General features: G+C 43.9%; 15 protein-coding genes. 4 read left to right on the forward strand and 11 right to left on the reverse strand.

The genetic code is table 11. The features are described 5' to 3' along the window. Positions 1-57 precede the first annotated feature (57 nt). The 4 genes from pntB to AB4384_RS07785 form a co-directional block, all read right to left on the reverse strand. The gene (pntB, locus tag AB4384_RS07770) at positions 58-1,455 is read right to left on the reverse strand and encodes a Re/Si-specific NAD(P)(+) transhydrogenase subunit beta (protein WP_102320801.1); all 1,398 of its coding nucleotides are present in this window, start codon (positions 1,453-1,455) and stop codon (positions 58-60) included. Positions 1,456-1,465: 10 nt separating this feature from the next. After that, positions 1,466-3,013, reverse strand: a complete 1,548-nt coding sequence (pntA, locus tag AB4384_RS07775; RefSeq protein ID WP_017060103.1) for a Re/Si-specific NAD(P)(+) transhydrogenase subunit alpha — start codon at positions 3,011-3,013, stop codon at positions 1,466-1,468. 300 nt (positions 3,014-3,313) lie between these two features. Continuing rightward, on the reverse strand, positions 3,314-3,595 hold the full coding sequence (locus tag AB4384_RS07780; protein ID WP_004731023.1) for an HlyU family transcriptional regulator: 282 nt from the start codon (positions 3,593-3,595) through the stop codon (positions 3,314-3,316). A gap of 40 nt (positions 3,596-3,635) precedes the next feature. Further along, positions 3,636-4,004 (reverse strand): late competence development ComFB family protein, encoded by a 369-nt coding sequence (locus AB4384_RS07785; protein WP_017060104.1) that lies wholly within the window; start codon positions 4,002-4,004, stop codon positions 3,636-3,638. Positions 4,005-4,480: 476 nt separating this feature from the next. Here AB4384_RS07785 and AB4384_RS07790 point away from each other — a divergent pair, with 476 nt between their 5' ends. Next, entirely contained in the window at positions 4,481-5,722 is a 1,242-nt protein-coding gene (locus AB4384_RS07790; RefSeq protein WP_032545705.1) for a GGDEF domain-containing protein, read from the forward strand. A gap of 144 nt (positions 5,723-5,866) precedes the next feature. Here the strand turns inward: AB4384_RS07790 and AB4384_RS07795 are convergent, their stop codons facing one another. Next, complete coding sequence (locus AB4384_RS07795; RefSeq protein WP_102320799.1) at positions 5,867-6,877, reverse strand: Solitary outer membrane autotransporter beta-barrel domain; 1,011 nt, start codon at positions 6,875-6,877, stop codon at positions 5,867-5,869. Positions 6,878-6,955: 78 nt separating this feature from the next. After that, on the reverse strand, positions 6,956-7,927 hold the full coding sequence (locus AB4384_RS07800) for a diguanylate cyclase (RefSeq protein ID WP_198594325.1): 972 nt from the start codon (positions 7,925-7,927) through the stop codon (positions 6,956-6,958). 131 nt (positions 7,928-8,058) lie between these two features. Between AB4384_RS07800 and AB4384_RS07805 the strand changes: the two genes are divergently transcribed. Further along, on the forward strand, positions 8,059-8,496 hold the full coding sequence (locus AB4384_RS07805; protein ID WP_102320797.1) for a DUF3069 domain-containing protein: 438 nt from the start codon (positions 8,059-8,061) through the stop codon (positions 8,494-8,496). Positions 8,497-8,807: 311 nt separating this feature from the next. On the opposite strand, the gene modC is transcribed toward AB4384_RS07805, so the two are convergent. Genes modC through AB4384_RS07825 form a run of 4 tightly spaced genes read right to left on the reverse strand, consistent with a single transcriptional unit; the run spans position 8,808 to position 12,891 of the window. Next, a complete protein-coding gene (gene modC, locus AB4384_RS07810; protein WP_048613560.1) occupies positions 8,808-9,914 on the reverse strand; it encodes a molybdenum ABC transporter ATP-binding protein ModC in 1,107 nt (368 codons plus the stop codon). Then, the gene (gene modB / locus AB4384_RS07815) at positions 9,911-10,609 is read right to left on the reverse strand and encodes a molybdate ABC transporter permease subunit (RefSeq protein ID WP_019822703.1); all 699 of its coding nucleotides are present in this window, start codon (positions 10,607-10,609) and stop codon (positions 9,911-9,913) included. The genes modC and modB overlap by 4 nt, the downstream gene beginning before the upstream one ends. Continuing rightward, on the reverse strand, positions 10,610-11,368 hold the full coding sequence (gene modA, locus AB4384_RS07820; protein WP_102320796.1) for a molybdate ABC transporter substrate-binding protein: 759 nt from the start codon (positions 11,366-11,368) through the stop codon (positions 10,610-10,612). It lies immediately after the preceding gene. A gap of 56 nt (positions 11,369-11,424) precedes the next feature. Then, a complete protein-coding gene (locus tag AB4384_RS07825) occupies positions 11,425-12,891 on the reverse strand; it encodes a cobyric acid synthase (protein ID WP_017069093.1) in 1,467 nt (488 codons plus the stop codon). Positions 12,892-13,185: 294 nt separating this feature from the next. On the opposite strand from AB4384_RS07825, the gene AB4384_RS07830 reads away from it, so the two are divergent. Together AB4384_RS07830 and AB4384_RS07835 are read left to right on the forward strand one after the other, a co-directional pair. Beyond that, positions 13,186-13,563 (forward strand): YgiW/YdeI family stress tolerance OB fold protein, encoded by a 378-nt coding sequence (locus tag AB4384_RS07830; RefSeq protein ID WP_048608277.1) that lies wholly within the window; start codon positions 13,186-13,188, stop codon positions 13,561-13,563. A gap of 98 nt (positions 13,564-13,661) precedes the next feature. Continuing rightward, positions 13,662-14,186 carry a hypothetical protein gene (locus AB4384_RS07835; RefSeq protein WP_017060115.1) on the forward strand — a complete coding sequence of 175 codons (525 nt, stop codon included), beginning with the start codon at positions 13,662-13,664 and terminating at the stop codon, positions 14,184-14,186. A 137-nt stretch (positions 14,187-14,323) separates the two neighbouring features. Here AB4384_RS07835 and AB4384_RS07840 read toward each other — a convergent pair whose 3' ends face one another. Beyond that, positions 14,324-15,931, reverse strand: coding sequence for an ABC-F family ATPase (locus AB4384_RS07840; RefSeq protein ID WP_102320795.1), 1,608 nt, complete (start codon positions 15,929-15,931; stop codon positions 14,324-14,326). Positions 15,932-16,104: the final 173 nt, after the last annotated feature.

Here is a 16,104-nt window from a genome sequence, read left to right on the forward strand (position 1 = left end):
AAGTGAACGGCATTACCGCAATAGCGAGGCTTCACATCAGTAGGTCAGCGTACCCACTTATAAGTGCTCTAAAATCTTAGAGCAACTCGACTTAGCATCGCCAAACAGCATCTGCGTGTTCTCTTTGAAGAACAGTGGGTTTTGCACACCGGCGTAACCTGTGTTCATCGAACGCTTGAATACGATAACATTCTGAGCGTTCCAAACTTCAAGTACTGGCATACCAGCAATTGGGCTGTTTGGATCTTCAAGTGCTGCAGGGTTTACGGTGTCATTCGCACCAATTACTAATACAGTATCTGTCTCATCGAAGTCATCGTTGATTTCGTCCATTTCTAGAACGATATCGTAAGGCACTTTCGCTTCAGCAAGCAGTACGTTCATGTGACCCGGTAACCTACCAGCAACTGGGTGGATACCAAATCGAACATTAATGCCCTGCGCTCGTAGCTTCTCAGTGATTTCATGCACTGGGTATTGTGCTTGAGCTACTGCCATGCCGTATCCAGGAGTGATGATTACTGACTTAGAGTTTTTCAGCATATCAGCCACATCTTCAGCTGATGTTTCGCGGTGTTCACCTTGCTCTTCATCGCCATCAGACACAACCACTTCTTGGCCGAATCCACCAGCAATAACGCTGATGAAAGAGCGGTTCATCGCCTTACACATAATGTAAGACAGAATCGCACCCGACGAACCAACCAATGCACCAGTTACGATAAGCAGATCGTTTGCAAGCATGAAACCTGCCGCTGCTGCTGCCCAACCAGAGTACGAGTTCAGCATAGAGACAACTACTGGCATATCTGCACCGCCAATCGATGCCACTAGGTGGTAACCGAATGCGAATGCGATAAGTGTCATCACCATTAGTGCGAACATGCTGCCGTCTGCTTTTACGAACATGATCATCAGCAGTGTAGAAACTACGATAGCCGCTAGATTCCACTTGTGCTTATGAGGGATGTTCAATGCAGACGAAGAGATAACGCCACGAAGCTTACCAAACGCAACAATAGAACCCGTGAACGTCACCGCACCGATAAACACGCCAAGGAACACTTCCACTAGATGGATAACGTGCTCTGCATGAATATCTGCAGGGTTGATAGAAACAGCAGCAGGTGGATCGATGTAGCTGTTGTAACCTACAAGTACTGCAGCCATACCTACGAAGCTGTGCAGAATTGCAACCAGCTCTGGCATTTCAGTCATTTCTACTTTTCTTGCGTAGTGGATACCAATACCACCACCGATCACCATAGCAATGATGATCCACACAATACCAGCAGAGTGAGGGCCAAAGATCGTTGCGATCAACGCGATTGCCATACCCGTGATACCGTAATAGTTACCTGCACGCGCAGATTCCTGTTTCGATAACCCAGCCAAGCTCATAATAAAAAATACAGCAGCAACAATATAAGCTGCTTGTACTAATCCTTCAGACATCTGTTACTCCTTAGTCTTTACGGAACATTTCAAGCATACGTTTGGTCACGGTAAAGCCACCAAAGATATTGATACTTGCAATTAATACGGCAATAAATGATAAGAACGTGACGACGCCACTTCCTTGCCCGATCTGTAACAGTGCACCTACTACAATGATGCCTGAAATAGCGTTAGTCACGGACATCAAAGGCGTATGCAGAGAATGGCTTACATTCCAAACTACGTAATAACCCACCACACAAGCGAGAACAAAAACGGTAAAGTGAGATAAGAACGCAGCTGGAGCAACCGAAGCTACCCAAGCGAATGCACCAACAGCTACCGCCATACCCGCCGCTTTCTTAATCGGAGAAACAGGTTCTTCAACTTTAGGCTCTGGTTTGGCCGCTTTTGGCTTAGTTTGTTGTGGTTGAGCTGAAACTTGAATTGGTGGAGCTGGCCAAGTGACCTCGCCCTCTTTAACGACAGTAACACCACGCAGAACAACATCTTCAAAGTCGATATTGATGTTGCCATCTTTCTCTTTGCAAAGCAGTTTCAAAAGGTTAACTAGGTTCGTTGCATACAGTTGAGATGATTGAGTCGGCAGTCGACCAACCATATCAGTGTAACCAACCACCTTCACGCCATTAGCCGTTGTAATGACTTGATCCGCAACCGTGTATTCACAGTTACCGCCATTGGCCGCCGCAAGGTCTACAATCACACTACCTGCACTCATGCTGTCTACCATCTCTTTGGTAATCAGCTTCGGAGCCGGGCGACCTGGAATCAGCGCCGTAGTAATGATGATATCAACGTCTTTTGCTTGAGCTGCATAAAGCTCTTCCGCTTTCTTATTGAATGCTTCAGACATCTCTTTTGCGTAGCCGTCACCAGCACTGGTGTCTTCCTTGAAATCCACTTCCAAGAATTCAGCGCCCATCGACTCAACTTGTTCTTTAACTTCAGGACGAACATCGAATGAACGAACGATCGCACCTAAGCTACCCGCAGCGCCGATTGCCGCTAGTCCAGCAACACCAGCACCTGCAACCAGTACTTTTGCTGGTGGAACTTTACCCGCAGCCGTAATCTGGCCCGTGAAGAATCGACCAAACTCATGCGCCGCTTCAACAACAGCACGATAACCCGCGATGTTTGCCATAGAACTCAATGCATCTAACGCCTGAGCTCTTGAAATTCGTGGTACAGAATCCATCGCCATCACGTTGATGTTACGACTGGACAATTGTTCCATTAACTCTGGATTTTGAGCAGGCCAAATAAAGCTGACCAATGTTGCGCCATCTTTAAGAAGATCGATTTCATTTTTAGACTCGTCAACGATCGGAGCGTTAACTTTAAAGATAATATCGGATTTCCAAGCTTCATCTGCGGTGACAACTTTTGCTCCAGCTTGTTCATAAGCTGCATCTTCAAAACTTGCTAACGCACCTGCTTGTGATTCAACACAAACTTCAAATCCTAATTTTAGAAGCTGTTCTACCGATTTCGGCGAAGCAGCGACTCGCGTTTCACCTGCGAGCGTTTCTCTTGGTACACCAATTTGCATAGCTATTCCTTGACTATTGGCACGAATGACTTATTCGTTTGTATCTAACGACAACTAATACTTCAAGCGTTTTGTTCAAAGAACAGGAAAAGTTATTACTTATAACGATTTGGACGGAATTTGAGCGCTTCATTCGGATAAATGACGACCGTCTCGAACCAAGAGGTCAAACCACTTGCAAATAATCCTTTTAATAACAACTCACTAGCTGTTCTTTATCCATAAAACTAAAAAGAGCTTTCAGCATATACACTGAAAGCTCTCTAAATTATGACCAACATCAATTCTAACCCTAATTGGTTAGCTAAATATATTGTCGCCCATTTGGTCGATGAACATCTGCGATTTTTTGAGCATCAATTCATCGGCATCTTGTTTGTTTGAAACAACATCTGAACGAATAAAACGGTGAGTTTTGATTTCACCATCGAATTCTTTCTCGATTCGCCCAGCAACACGGTATTGACCAGATTCTGCAATGGCATCTTGATAGATATTGAAACCCTTATATTCGACTGGCTCAATCTCTACTTTTTGTTCGGTTTTTTCTTTGCCACCAAATAATCTAGAAAAGAATCCCACGTTTTTTTACTCCTTAAATGACCGTATTCACCCTAAACTATCATGACTGTTTACGGTTCAACAACGGCTTTTCATACCATTGCAATTCTACGTCATCGTCAAAATTGTGTTGACTAAATATAACAGGCACATTGTCGTCACGTTCACGTCTTCGATCGTCAATAATCATACTTTCTGCATTTTTGACCGCGATCTCACTATTGCGTTTATAGAGCACCAATTTGTCTTCTGGCAATGCTGACAGAAAATCGATATCAAAACGAATATAGATAGGTTTTAGCTGGCCCAAAGCCAAGCACGCGAGATCGGCCAACTGTTCGTTGGTATAACTAGACACATATTCCTCGGTAGCCAATACATGACCGACCAGAGTTTCCATATAGTTATGTACATCAACACTAATTTGCATACCACACCTCCATTTGTAGCGGTTTTTCTAGTCGCAGTCGTTTCTAAAGTCACTTGAAACCATGCAATTCCTAATAGCTTTCTATAACTCAGTTATAGGTTTTACTGTCCATAGTTGAAACTTAGGCATTATTTAATCTTACTCTGACTTCATTACAGATCTTCGTCGCTTAATGAAAAGGTCACTCAATGATAACTGATCATCAAGCCCTTTAAGTGACAGCGCCAACGTAAGAGCAGCAGAGCAGATTTTGTTAAGTATCTATAACGACTAATTAATTTCTCATATATACTGTGTAGTTCGTTCTAAGGTTAATAGCAACTCAAAATACATATAAAAATGATTGCACCAATAGCGACCTATGACTATGTTTTTGCTCTAATTTAGGCAAAAAGCTTGGCAATCGCTTGTTTAACCGTATCCTACGCATAGTATTAAATAATAAGATCATCAATATAGTTAGGCTCACCACATAAATGGCATCATCTTTTGTAACGTCGAGCATGTTTCGATTTTGCTTCCCTTTAGTCCTGTTAACAATTTTGCTCGTTGGTATGGACAACGTCATTCTCGTGACGGACTCAAATTTAGGGTTTGCTAGCAACCTCCCTTACATTTTATTGAGCGTTGCGGTTCTGCTATGCCATACGTTCAGACAAGGTCGAATGGCGATGGTATCGGTGACCATGCTTGTCGCTTATCTGATCATCCAAGTTCGCTTACAAACGCCTCTCAATACTGGCACAACGCTATTAGAGCTCTCGTTACTTGCGGCATTAGTACCTGTCACTTGCTTACTTGTTTATGCCTTCCCTGATAACGGCGTAAACTCAAAGTCGATGCTGCTCTACGCCATCGTTCTTGTTCTGTTTATGGTGTGGGCACAATTGATCGTCTCTCACTTCCATGCCGGCGGTTTTGAATCATGGAGTGATGGTCTTCTGTTTATTGTCAGAGACTTCTCCAAACTGCCTTTTGTTTTAGTGTTATATAGCCTTTGTTTGCTTGGCCTTACTGCCATTCTCGTGTTGGTGTATAACCGCTCTATCGATGTTGTGGTTTATAGCGCTATCCTGCTTTCTTCTTGTACGTTCATCTTCTTCGACGTTCAGTACATCTCCAGCACCATGTTCTCGTTATCAGGCACGTTGATCATCGTCTATGTGATGTCTGCTAGTCATGATATGGCCTTTAACGACCAACTGACTAACATTCCCGGTCGACACGCCTTAGAAGTCGATATGAAGCACTTGGGGCGTAAGTATTCGATGGCGATGGTCGATATCGATCACTTTAAGCAATTTAACGATACCTACGGACATGACATTGGCGACGATGTGTTAAAACTGGTGGCGCGCATTCTGAGGGAAACCACAGGCGGCGCTAAAGCTTATCGCTATGGTGGAGAAGAGTTCACGATTATCTTCAAAGGCAAACATTCGGAACAAGTTAAAGAGCACCTTCAAGCTCTGATTTCCGAAGTTCAAAACTACGACATGACGATTCGGAATAGCCATGAGCGCCCCGACGATCATGAAGTGGGTATGAAAAAGCGTGGCAAGAACGGTAAACCATCGGAAGTGGTGAATGTGACGGTGAGTATTGGACTTTCCGATAGCACAACCACCAGACATCCTGAAGAGGTGTTGAAGCTTGCTGACCAAGCGCTGTATAAAGCGAAAGAAACCGGTCGAAACAAACTATGTATTGACCGTTAACAATGGTTGATAGCGAAAGATATTGAGTGCTAGAGATCTAAATAGCTTAAGACGTTAATAGCACTCTGCTCCAATAAATATCTCTTTCAAGTACAACAAGCCTCATTGATTTGAGGCCGTATAGCTCAACTGGAAAAAGAGAGCTTAATCTTGGTTGAAGAAGATAACCAAGCTGCCACCTTTTAAACTACTTCCGTAGTTAATCGTAAAACCTATTCCCACATTATCGACCCACTCATTAAACAGGTTTGGGTTAAGCAACCAGCCAACACTGCCCTCGTAGTAAGATGTGGTGCCCATAGAGGCCACAGTGTCACCACCAATATCAATTCGTCTTATACTCGAGTACATCGATGTGATGTTCTTATCCCAACGTACGAGATCATAGAAAACCTTGGCTTCATTGGCAATATACCACCCTTCTGGGTGGCCGACATTGCCATTGTTCGCCTCGCCCCAGCCGATGCCATTAAAGTAATGCCAACTGGTGCTCAATTTGTACTTTCCCCAGTCATTCTTATCTTCGTACATCAGCTTGATTTTAGGCTCGATGATGTAAGCCCAAGCATCAGTATTGAGATATACGCCATCCAGTTGGTCTTGAATAGGCTTTAGCAACGAAGCGCGATATTCATAATCATTGCGGTAGTAAGAGATGTGGTTACCGATTGCAGAGCTGAAGCTCCAATATTCGTCTAACTGGGACACATTCGCGAATTCGACGTAGCCAGACACTACCGACTCTTTTTGAAAATCATTTTTGTTTGCTGCCGCGTACTCGACATCGTTCTCGATTCGCAATGCAGACAAGCGTAGCGTCACCTCTTGGTGGTTGTCTTCGATGTAACTTGGTAATTCAAATGTGTAAGGCAAACTCAGGGAGGTGATGTTTTGGCGACGACTTACCGAATCATTCGAACCGATGTCTTCATTGTCCAAACTAAATACTTTATTGGGATCAAAGTTGTTGATGCCAAAAGTGAAAACATCGGTGTCGTTGAGCAATACACTGGTGGCAAAGCTCTGCTCTAGATCCTTTCGGAAAAGATCAGATAGCGAATTGGCATTAACAGTGGTCGCCAAAGCGGTAAAAAATAGAGGAACCGCAAGCGTCCAAGATGTGTTAGTCATAGAAAATGACTTCGAATATGGCATTTCTTTTATCACTTAAAGCACTTCCTAGCTCAAACGCTATTAGAAGTATAAATTCAAATATCTAAAAGAGCTCGCCAACTAACGAGCAAGCTCCAAAATGTTGCGTTGTACAAATGTATTTCTACCACTTTGCTTCGCTTGATAAAGCGCTTGATCGACCTTTTCGTAAATAGACGCAATAGATTCGCCACCTTCTGGCACAAATGACAACACACCTTGTGACGCTGTCACTCTATCCGATACCGTTGAGTGTTCATGAGCGTAGTTCATCTCATGCAATGCCTCTTTAACTCGAGTCGCGTGTACCTTAGCGCCTTCACTGTCTGTATCGCTAAGAATCAGAACAAACTCTTCACCGCCATAACGACCGACAAATTCTCCCGCACGCACAAACAGCTGTTTCAAGGTATTAGCAAGCCCTTGTAAGCACTTATCCCCTTGAATATGACCATAATTATCGTTGTAAGGCTTAAAGAAGTCTACATCTAGAAGTATGACTGTCATGGATATATTACGTCTTCCGTGCCACGCTATGCTCTCTTCAAGCTTAGTATCCATATATCGACGGTTATACAATTTGGTCAGGCCATCTTCGTTGGCTTGTTGCTGCAGAAGGATGTTCAGTTCTTCGAGTTTGGCTGTGCTTTGTTTTAGCTCTCGTCTCATGTGTGCGATACGTTGCATCGCAATCAACTTAGAATTTAAAACGACCTTGTTTACCGGTTTGATCAGGTAATCGTCGCCACCAGCGTCAATCGCTTTTGCGATCATCTCAGGCTCTTCGTGACCACTAAGAAAGATGATGGGAACCCATTCTGGGAATCGGCTTCGAACCTCATTAGCCACTTCGAAACCATCCATCTCAGGCATGCTGATATCAAGTAACACGAGTTCAGGATCAAAATCAGAATAAACACTCAGGGCTTCTTTTCCGCTACCGACAGCTTCTACAATATGACCCAGTTGCTTGAGTCGGATAGCAAGTTGCATCCTATCTAGTTGAACATCATCAACCAGCAATATGCGCATCGAAGATCCCTTTTCTATCATCACATCACCTTTATCTAGTGTTGAATATTCAAAGTAGCTCAAATTTAGGCTTAAATCATGCCCTAATCTCTATATTATATTGACTTTTTTACAGATCTTTTTAGCATTGTTTCTTTTTAAAGAGAAATACTATGTCAGACGCTACAAACAACGAACAACAAGAAGTCGATTTAACCACCATCTCACCAGAACTTCGTCAAGTTATTGAATTTGATGGCGTGCCAAAAGAGATGCACTTTATGGTTACTTCTATTCACGAAGTGTCTGAAGAAGCAGTACGCGAAGCTTGGGACAGCCTTCCAGCAAGCGCACAAAATGTTTTAGACAACTTCGAGCAGTTCCACGCTCTAATCTCAGTTAGCCAAGCTTTCGCTGGTGTTAACGTGATGGAAGAGTTCCCTACTCTTAAACTTCCAGAAGACATGTCTGACGAAGAAAAAGAAGAGTACCGTGCTCAACTGCTAGACCAAGTTCTACACAACTGTGTAAAAGACATGGTTAAACAAATCAAGAAAGCTCGTCGTGATGCAATCTTGAAGCGTGATTTCAAAGAAGTTTTTACTAAGTAAGTCGCTAGTCGCCTAAACTAGGCTAAGCGCTAACAGTACTACTTAGAATTAAGCCGCATGTTTCTTTAAACACGCGGCTTTTTTATATCCGCTATTTTCTGTTCGTCGATCGTTACGTCTGTATGTTCTTGTTGCTAATGTTCATATGATTCGACAAATCATATGCTTTAACACTCATATAGTGTGGCGCAAAACTGGCAGTTATACCGTATAAAAATGACGCATGTATCCATTCATGGAATCAAGACCGAATTTTCAGAACCTATAACAGGCAGTATCGCGGCAATATCGAAAAACTGACCTTGTCAGGTTTAATGCGTTACCGCGATATCTCTTTGAGCAACACTCACACCTTTAATTTGAGCGTAAACACGCTGCCCGATTTCTAGATTCAACTCATCCAGCGCCCACAATGTAATGGTTGCCCATAGGTAGCATCCAGACTCTAACTCTAGCTCGACAGCGACACTCTGCTTATTTGTGCCCTGTTGGTGCGTCTCTACGCTTTTAATGGTGACAGGAAGGATGTTACGTATCGAAGTTCCTTTCGGCTGTTCTAGCGTGATAGAGACGTCATTTGCCCTAACTTGTAGCCTCACTGTCGTACCCAGCTCACTCGACACTTTCTGAACCCACAATGACGTCGACTTTCCTAACATCAAGCGAGACAACGCATAATCGTCATTGTGTTCCGCTAATGTCGCTTCAAACAACGAGCTTTGCTCTGAGAAAGATTGCCAAGGTTGCATAGCTCTCGATGCCCAAACTTCTTCCGTCACGCCCGATGAAATCACTTTACCTTGGTCAATAATCACAAGGTGATTTGCCAAGCGTAAAATTTCATTGAGGCTATGAGTGACATAAATGATCGGTATCTGGACGGTTTCGGATAAGTTTTCCAGAAATGGCATCACTTCGCGCTTACGAGGCAAGTCGAGAGACGCTAAAGGCTCATCCATCAACAGAATGCTCGGCTTTGACAACAATGCACGGCCAATCGCCACACGCTGCTTCTCACCGCCAGACAAACGAGCTGGATAGCGATCAAGCAATGAACCCAAGGACAACAATGAGACAATTTGCTCAAAGTGTGCTTTATCGACGCTTTTCATTCCGTATTTAAGGTTCGCTGCCACCTTCATGTGTGGAAACAATCGCGACTCTTGGAACACATAACCGACGTTGCGTTTGTGAGTCGGCAAATTAATGCCATTTTCACTATCGAACAGTGTCGTGCCAGATACGCTGATCAAACCTTTATCGGGCTGTTTAAGGCCACTGATCGCATTGATAAGTGAGGTTTTACCCGCGCCAGAACGACCAAAAATTGCCGTAATGCCACTACTTGGTAATTCCAAGTCGATATCAAAGAAGGTTTCGCCAAGTTGTTGCTGATATTGGAGGATCAAAGCACTCATGCATTGCCTCCTAAGCGTTGCGCCGACTTTTTGTTGAGCCACTCGGATAGCATCAATGAACCCAGCGCTATCACAATAGAAATAACACACAAACGCGCCGCTTCCATTTCCGCACCAGGGGTTTCAATAAAGGTATACATAGCCAAAGGAATGGTTTGTGTTTCACCGGGAATATTTGAAACGAAGCTGATGGTCGCGCCAAACTCCCCTAGGCTTCTTGCGAATGAAAGCATGGTGCCGGTAATGATCCCTGGGATCATCAAGGGTAAAGTGATCGTGAAAAACACACGAAGAGGTGAAGCGCCTAATGTGGCAGCCGCCTCTTCAAGCTTACTGTCTACGGTTTCTAGGCTCAATCTAATAGAGCGAACCATCAGCGGCAACGCCACAACCACACAAGCGAGTGCCGCGCCCTTCCAACTAAAGCTGAATACAATACCAAACACGTCATTGAGCCACGAACCTATGATGCCTTGCCTGCCCATCATCACTAGCAGTAAATAGCCAATAACCACAGGTGGAAGTACCAAAGGTAAATGGACAATGCTCTCTACAATGCTTTTGCCTACAAATTGTTTCTTAGCAAGTAACCATGCTAAACCAATGCCGATTGGGATAAGCCACAAGATGGCAAACCCAGCGACTTTTAAGCTCAGCATTAAGGCTTGGTATTCGTATTCCGATAAATACATCATTTAACGCACTTCAAATCCAAAACTGTTCAAGGTGTCTTTCGCTTTTTCGCTCTTTAGGAAAGTATAGAACTCTTCTGCAACGATTTTATCGCTCAACTTCGCTACAGGGTAACGTATTGGTGTGTGCAGATCTGATGGGAAGGTCGACACTAGGTTTACTTCTTTAGAAAGCAACGCATCCGTTTTGTAGACAATGCCAAGCTTAGCTTCACTGCGCTCGACTAAGGCTAAGGCCATACGAACATTGTTACTTGGTGCCAATCGAGTTTTCACATCGTCCCATACACCTAACGTTTCTAACGCTTCTTTTGCATAGATACCAGCAGGAACCGACATGGTGTTACCCACTGCAAGCCTTTCATTAGTAAGCAGTTTAGCCCATTGTTCACCTTTTGATAGGTCTAACGTTACCGATGTCTCTTTAGGAGCAATCAGCACCAGTTCGTTTTCACATAGGTTTGTGACATTGTCACTATAAACCAATCTACGATCGACTAAATGCGTCATCCATTTCTCATTTGCCGAGATAAAAATGTCTGCTGGTGCTCCTCTTTCGATTTGTCGCACCAAAGACGACGTACTCGCGTACACAGGAATCACATCGACAGAATGGTCTTTCTCAAACTCTTCAACCAACAGATTAACCGCATTGGTCATCGACGATGCAGCGTAAACTCGTAGCTTTTCCGCAGCAAAAAGATGACTAGAACTCAATGCCGAAGTTAAAGCCATGGTTAAAAGGAAGACTCGCTTTTTCATTGTTATCACTTATCTATTGTTCGTTTAAGTTCTTTAGCTAACTTCTAAATGGCGGCTTAAGCTGTTAACTCTGGCCAAAGCAGATCAAGATTTAAGTACTCTTCGATGGCATCAGCGATTCGATTAATACCCAGCTCTTTAAGCTGTTCGTGGTCAATCGCGGTCACATCGTTGGCTCCTGCCCATTCGCAAATAAGCGACAACGCATCACTGTTGTCGAATACGCCATGCAAGTAAGTACCAAAAATCGAGTTATCTTGATTCACAGCGCCATCTAGGCTGCCAGATTCTAACTGAACCGGTAAGGCTGTTTCTTTGACATCAGTCCTACCTACGTGGATTTCATACCCTTTTACTTGTGCTGTTTTGCCATCCAGCGTCATGGTGCCGCGTACGTTGGTTAAGGTTTTCTGCTGTGTAAGGGTCGTTTCAGTATCCAGATACCCTAACCCTTCGCTGCTGCCGGGTTCCCCTTCAACGCCATCAGGATCGTGGATGATGTTACCTAACATTTGGTAGCCACCGCAGATACCCATCACTTTGCCGCCTAAGCGCAGGTGGCGTTGAATATCTTTATCCCAGCCTTGTTCTTTTAGGTAATCCAAATCTGCTCTTACCGACTTTGTACCCGGCAAGATAATTAAATCAGCATTGTTTACACGTTCGCCTTTACCGACATAACGTAAATCAATCGAAGGATTCAATCTTAACGCGTCAAAGTCTGTATGGTTGCTGATTCGGGTTAGCACTGGCACCGCCACCTTAAGCTTAGCTTCTCCGTAAGACTCTTGAGCAGAGGTAATGGCATCTTCCGCTTCTAAGTTAAAACCATGCAGATATGGCAACACACCAATCACAGGCTTGCCGGTTTTTTCCTCTAGCCAATCTAGGCCAGATTGAAGCAGTGCGATATCGCCTCTAAAACGATTTATCACAAAGCCTTTTACACGAGCTTGTTCAGATTCAGACAATAGAGCTAATGTCCCGTAGAGATGCGCAAAAACGCCACCACGGTCAATATCAGCAACGATGATCACAGGGATGTCCGCTTTCTCAGCAAATCCCATGTTAGCGATATCATTTTCACGAAGATTGATTTCGGCTGGGCTCCCCGCACCTTCAATCATCACGCTTTCATATTCTTCAGAAAGTCGGTCAAACGAGTCGATAACTGTATCCATCGCCACTTTCTTGTAATCATGATAACCCGTCGCTTCCATGTTGCTCAGCGCTCGGCCTTGCAGAATCACTTGCGCGCCGGTATCTGAATTAGGCTTTAACAATACAGGGTTCATGTGAACGGTTGGCTCTATATTGCAAGCTTGCGCCTGAACCGCTTGAGCGCGACCAATTTCGCCACCATCTTTTGTCACAGCACTGTTCAACGCCATGTTTTGTGGCTTAAAAGGTGCCACTTTGATTCCTTTCCTTGCCAAAACACGGCATAAACCTGCCACCAAAACACTTTTTCCGGCATCTGACGTTGTCCCTTGAACCATAAGGGCACTTAATGGTGCTCGCATTTGTACTTAAATCCTTAATTTCTTAATTTCTTAATTTCTTAATTTTCAATTTATAGCTGTGGGCAATATTTCTCTGCGACCATCTTAACGTCATTGCCGAGTAGATGCTCAATAAAATGAATGGAAAATGAATGTGTTACTCACTCTGGATTCAACCCCAGTGTTGTTTAATAGCTCCATCGAAACGAAGCTTGTGAACGATAACAGGCGCTTCAACAAAAAACGTACTAACGAAAAGAAACGTTTCAAATTCAGAAAAACGTTTCTACTAAAAACAACATTAAGGGATTCACCATGAAAAAAACTGTATTAGCTATCGCATCTACTATTATCCTTGCTCCTACTTTCGCAATGGCTAGTGACCACAACAGCAACAAGCACGAAAGCGCTATTGCTTATACTGGCCCAATTGAAACCGTTTCTGTTGCGACACTACTTGCCGACACAAGCATGTTCGCAGAGCAAGAAGCAATTGTGGATGGCAAGATCGTTCGTCAACTTAAGAATGACACGTTTGTCTTCTCTGATGGCCAGAGTGAAATTCAAATCGAACTTGATGATGATATCCGCCTAGCACAACCACTGACCGCTGATACAAAAGTTCGTATCTTCGGTGAATATGAAGGTGGTAAGACACCTGAAATCGAAGTGGACCACATCCAGGTTCTATAAGCGATTAATATAAAAATACCGACTTCAAATAATTGGCCTGCATATTGCAGGCTTTTTTGTATTATACTGCCGCAAAATACAATTTATATGGAGTCACCATGCTAGGTTGCACGAATAAGACTGTCCTTTTAGGACTCGCTGCACTGTGTTCATTCTCTGCGTCTGCAAACAACTTTAACTACAACACATTCGAGCTGCGCATGGGTACTAGCCCAAGTACTTTCGGTGGTGAAGTCACAACAATGTTCACTCAGAACTCTCATTTTGTTGCTCGTATCGATTCAGAATTTGAAAGTGATTGGGATGCAGCGGTAGGTATGGGATTCAACGGCCCAATCAGTCAATTTGCTGACGTTACTGGCCAAATGTTACTGCACAACATTGAACGGAATGACGATAACCACATCAAAACAGAAATTAACCTTGGCTTGAGAGCTTGGTTAATGGCAAACGTTGAAGTTAACGCACGCCTTGGTCAACTGATCGACAACGATGACACTCGTTCAATTTTGGGTATCGGTGCTCGTTTCCATTCAACTGATCAACTGTCTGTTGGTCTTGATATGCGCAATAACGGCACATATGGCCACCAAATCTTAATGTCGGCTCGATTCGGATTCTAATCTAGATTTCAATTACTGAGTAATAAATAGCTAAACGTATTACATAGAAAAGCCCCGAACATATTAATGTTCGGGGCTTTTTTGTTTGTTAGTTTCGCTGGCTTTTAGTCGTTCACGACCTGAGCCAGCGACTTGCTTTATAAGCTAACCATCAGCATCTTTTTCTGGTGACCTAAGTACTCTTCATAAGTACCTTGGAAGCTCACTAGCTGTTGATCTTTTACATCGATGATGTGTGTTGCTAATGAAGAAACGAACTCTCGGTCATGGCTTACGAAGATAAGCGTGCCAGTGTAAACCTTCAACGCGTCGTTCAGGGCTTGGATTGCTTCCATGTCCATGTGGTTGGTTGGTTCGTCCATTACAAGCACGTTGATGTCTTGCATCATTAGCTTGCCGAATAACAGACGGTTCTTCTCACCACCAGAACAGTTACGCGCTTTTTTGTTCGCATCGTCAGCAGTAAACAATAGGCGACCTAGAATGCCACGTACCATAAGGTCATCGTGCTTCACTGTGCGCCATTGTGAGATCCAATCGAAGATGCTCAGGTCGTTATCAAAGTCAGACGTACTATCTTGTGGGCAGTAGCCTACAGATGCGTTTTCAGACCATTTTACGATACCTTCGTTTTGCTCTAGCTCTTGAACTAGGCAACGTAGCAGCGTGGTTTTACCTACACCGTTCTCACCGATAACCGCAAGACGAGTACCCGCTTCAAGCAGCAAGTTACCACCGGCAAACAATGTTTCGCCATCGAAGCCGTGACCAAGGTCTTGAAGTTCAAGCGCTTGACGGTGTAGTTTCTTACCTTCGCCAAAATCAATAGATGGGCTCATACGGCTCGATGATTTCACTTCATCAAGCGTGATCTTATCCATTTTCTTGGCACGAGAGCTTGCTTGTTTTGCTTTAGATGCGTTAGCACCAAAACGGTTTACGAAATCTTGAAGCTCGCTGATTTCAGCCGCTTTCTTAGCGTTGCTTGCTAAAAGCTGTTCACGAATCAAGCCAGATGCTTCTAGGAAGTACTCGTAGTTACCAGGGTAGACACGTAGCTCACCGTAGTCGATGTCTGCCATGTGTGTACACACAGAGTTCAGGAAGTGTCTATCGTGCGAAATGATGATCATTGTACATTTACGCTGGTTTAGCTCTTCAGCAAGCCAGTTGATCGTGTGAATGTCCAAGTTGTTGGTTGGTTCATCCAGAAGCAGGATATCTGGGTTTGCAAACAGAGCTTGTGCCAATAGCACACGCAGTTTCCAACCTGGAGCTACTTGCTGCATCAAGCCGAAATGGAACTCTTCTTCAATACCCGCTTGAATTAGGATGTCGCCAGCACGGCTTTCTGCTGTGTAGCCATCCATTTCCGCGAATTCACTTTCAAGTTCTGCGACTTTCATGCCGTCGTCTTCGCTCATTTCTGGCAAAGAGTAAATGCGGTCACGTTCTTGTTTTACTTCCCAAAGTTTTCTGTCGCCCATGATCACAACGTCGATAACGCTGTACTGTTCGAAAGCGAACTGATCTTGGCTTAGCACACCCAGTTTCTCTCCCGGAGTGATAGAAACGTTGCCCGAGCTTGGCGTTAATGCGCCACTTAGGATTTTCATGAACGTTGATTTGCCGCAACCATTGGCGCCGATCAAACCATAACGGTTGCCGTTACCAAATTTAGCAGAGATGTTTTCAAACAGCGGCTCTGCGCCAAATTGCATTGTGATGTTCGCGGTAGATATCAAAGAACTAATTCCTAAGCGTGTACTGACAGATAATTATTAGGCTATTTCAAGAACCTAAATAAGAAGTACGAAAGTATGGATTAAACAAAAATCGAAGCGCGGATTATATAGAGATCTCGATCACGTTGTCGAGGCTAAACAGTAAACGAATAGTAAACATAGACCATTTAGAT

It is taken from the genome of Vibrio sp. 10N.261.51.A4, from assembly GCF_041471945.1.
GTDB lineage: Bacteria > Pseudomonadota > Gammaproteobacteria > Enterobacterales > Vibrionaceae > Vibrio > Vibrio crassostreae_C.

Coding starts and splice junctions, on each gene's coding strand:
- pntB (WP_102320801.1), bottom strand. CDS start 1,455: ATGTCTGAAGGATTAGTACAAGCAGCTTATATTGTTGCTGCTGTATTT.
- pntA (WP_017060103.1), bottom strand. CDS start 3,013: ATGCAAATTGGTGTACCAAGAGAAACGCTCGCAGGTGAAACGCGAGTC.
- AB4384_RS07785 (WP_017060104.1), bottom strand. CDS start 4,004: ATGCAAATTAGTGTTGATGTACATAACTATATGGAAACTCTGGTCGGT.
- AB4384_RS07790 (WP_032545705.1), top strand. CDS start 4,481: ATGGCATCATCTTTTGTAACGTCGAGCATGTTTCGATTTTGCTTCCCT.
- AB4384_RS07795 (WP_102320799.1), bottom strand. CDS start 6,877: ATGCCATATTCGAAGTCATTTTCTATGACTAACACATCTTGGACGCTT.
- AB4384_RS07800 (WP_198594325.1), bottom strand. CDS start 7,927: ATGATAGAAAAGGGATCTTCGATGCGCATATTGCTGGTTGATGATGTT.
- AB4384_RS07805 (WP_102320797.1), top strand. CDS start 8,059: ATGTCAGACGCTACAAACAACGAACAACAAGAAGTCGATTTAACCACC.
- modC (WP_048613560.1), bottom strand. CDS start 9,914: ATGAGTGCTTTGATCCTCCAATATCAGCAACAACTTGGCGAAACCTTC.
- modB (WP_019822703.1), bottom strand. CDS start 10,609: ATGATGTATTTATCGGAATACGAATACCAAGCCTTAATGCTGAGCTTA.
- modA (WP_102320796.1), bottom strand. CDS start 11,368: ATGAAAAAGCGAGTCTTCCTTTTAACCATGGCTTTAACTTCGGCATTG.
- AB4384_RS07825 (WP_017069093.1), bottom strand. CDS start 12,891: ATGCGAGCACCATTAAGTGCCCTTATGGTTCAAGGGACAACGTCAGAT.
- AB4384_RS07830 (WP_048608277.1), top strand. CDS start 13,186: ATGAAAAAAACTGTATTAGCTATCGCATCTACTATTATCCTTGCTCCT.
- AB4384_RS07835 (WP_017060115.1), top strand. CDS start 13,662: ATGCTAGGTTGCACGAATAAGACTGTCCTTTTAGGACTCGCTGCACTG.